Consider the following 2,497-nt stretch of genomic DNA (forward strand, 5'->3'; position numbering starts at 1 on the left):
GACCCAAAGAAGCAAAAGGACTGCATTTTTTAAGCTCAAATATAAATATTGCTTAATACATTATATATATTGTATTATATTAATTATTATTTCTTAATAGTTTTGTTGCCTATACTAGTTTTTTCTTCGTTTTGTTTATTATCTTCTTTTGCTGTCATTATAACAGAATTATTAACAACCGCATCACCATTTCCGTCATCTTCTGAAGGTCTTACTATTTGAGCTTTATCTGCTAATGATGATTTGAATATTTTTGTAGCTTCATCTTCACTCTGATTTTCCATAATTGTAGCAGTAGCTGCAGATTCTGAAGCCATTAAATCTCCACTAGAATGTACTATCATAACATCTTCAGGTCTAACAGTTATAAGTCCGCTAGCAGTTCTAACCGCCAAAGCAACTCCAGTGTCATTTTCCATAACCATCTCAACAGGTCCTAAGAATCTATTTCCAGCCTCGTCCATTACTTCAACACTTTTGCCAAGCATAGAATAACCACTTTGACTAGAATAAAATGTCTTCATAGATTCTAAGTTCTTATTAACTTCAGTCATTTGCTCTACAGAAGAAAACTGTGCGAGCTGTGCTATCATATCTCTGTTATCCATAGGAGACAATGGGTCTTGATGGCTCATTTGTACTGTTAAGAGTTTTAAAAAGTCATCTTTACCTAAAGAGTTTTTAGCAGGATCTCTTTCAAAATTATGCTGCAAGTTAAAAGCTCCAACTTCTTGCTTTAATATTCTTATCTCCTTATCACTCATTCTTAATGCTTCTGCTGATATCATAATTTTTTATCTCCTAAGTTATTTTTTATTTAATTATTTTTTTATATTAATAAATTCAATTTTCTCTCTGGAACTATATTATAATTTTGTACGCTTACAACCTCTTCTTCTATGTTGTCTACTCCAAAACCATTTAAATTATTATTGTTGCTTTCTCCAAACTCAAACTCACCATTTTCATTAGGCATATCCTGTCTAAGCATTACATCAAAGCCTTCAATATTTATTCCTATCTCATTTAAAGAACTAATAACAGTATCTAAGTTTTTTGTAAATATGTCTTTTATTTCAGCATTATCTACAAATATTTTTCCAACTAAATTGTTATCAGCGTCCATACTTATTTTTAATCTCACCTTACCTAAATATTCAGGATTAAGTGACATTAAAACTTCACTCTTGCCATTATTAACAGCAACCTGTGCTTTCTCTACCAATTTTGACATCAAATCTTGAAACCTAATCATATTCTCAGCAAGGTTACTAGTATTTTGTGTTTTAGATACATTGTTATAATGATTATATCCTTTTAAACTAGAAGAAGAATCTTTCATGTTAATAATTGTAAGTTCGCTTCCTTTTTCATCGGATATAGTGTTATTTAAATTGCTGTTATTATTTTCTTTAGCCTCTTGCAATCTCATCTCTCTTTTATCAGCAACATTATTATCATCATTGCTTATAAAAGTTTCTGCCGAATCGTTAACTATTTCATTATTATTATTTTCTTCTACTATTTTTGTATCTATTTTTTCTATATTATCATCTTGTGATTTTTTAGAAGTTTCTTCTATATTACTATTTTCAACTTCTACTAATTCAAATATGTCTGATAATTTTTCAACATTATCATCATCATTTTGATATGATATAGCAATCTCTTCCAAACTTTCTAAAGCTATTATTAAATCAGTAATTTCTTTTTTATCTTTTTCATCTAATTCTTCTAAGTTAATATTTTTTAGCTCTTCTTTAATATCATCAATATCTTTAATCAATGAAGATAATTTCTCTTCATTAACTTTACTGTCTATATTAACATTTTTTTCTATTTGTGCTTTTTTATCAGCCTTGTAATTTTCTATTATGAGGCCTGCTTTATCAATTAATTTTTTTGCTTTTTCTTTAGAAGACATTATATCTTTTTTAATTTCATTGTTATCTATATTTTCAGCGTTTTCTATATTTTTATCTTCTTTGCTATTGTTTTCTGATATTTCTGCTTTTTCTTCATTATTTACACTTTCTTTTAATTCACTACTTTGAGCTTCATCAGCGTTATTTTCAATACTTTCTTTTCTTATATTTTCAGTGTTTTCAACATTGTTTTGAGGATTTTCATCTGTTATATTGTTTTGTTGAGAAGATAAACTATTTTGATAATCTTCTTCTTTTTCTATAGATTTATTTGTAATACTTTGAGAATAAATATCTTCACTATTTTTTGCTTCATCTAACATTTTAGCGAAACTATTATTGTCATCATATAGATTATAAATTGTATTATTGTTATTAGCAGATATATTGCTGTCATTAAAAGATAATACATTGCTAACTGAGTTTATCATAAACATAATCCTCTTAAAAAATAAAAATCATATCATTTATTATGCTCGGAAATATAGAATTTTACTTTATAAAAAATATATTGCTTTTATAATTATATTTTTCATATAAATTTTTTGTTGTTCTTTTTCCCGCGTACGAGC

The 2,497-nt window shown here is 27.0% G+C and carries 2 protein-coding genes; both read right to left on the reverse strand.

All coding sequences use genetic code 11. The features are described from left to right. Positions 1-86 precede the first annotated feature (86 nt). Positions 87-788, reverse strand: a complete 702-nt coding sequence (locus E6A48_RS10200) for a flagellar hook assembly protein FlgD (protein WP_219710099.1) — start codon at positions 786-788, stop codon at positions 87-89. A gap of 41 nt (positions 789-829) precedes the next feature. Next, on the reverse strand, positions 830-2,356 hold the full coding sequence (locus E6A48_RS10205) for a flagellar hook-length control protein FliK (protein WP_219710100.1): 1,527 nt from the start codon (positions 2,354-2,356) through the stop codon (positions 830-832). Between the last annotated feature and the right edge of the window lie 141 nt (positions 2,357-2,497).

This window comes from Brachyspira pilosicoli (assembly GCF_019402445.1).
GTDB classification, from domain to species: domain Bacteria; phylum Spirochaetota; class Brachyspiria; order Brachyspirales; family Brachyspiraceae; genus Brachyspira; species Brachyspira pilosicoli_B.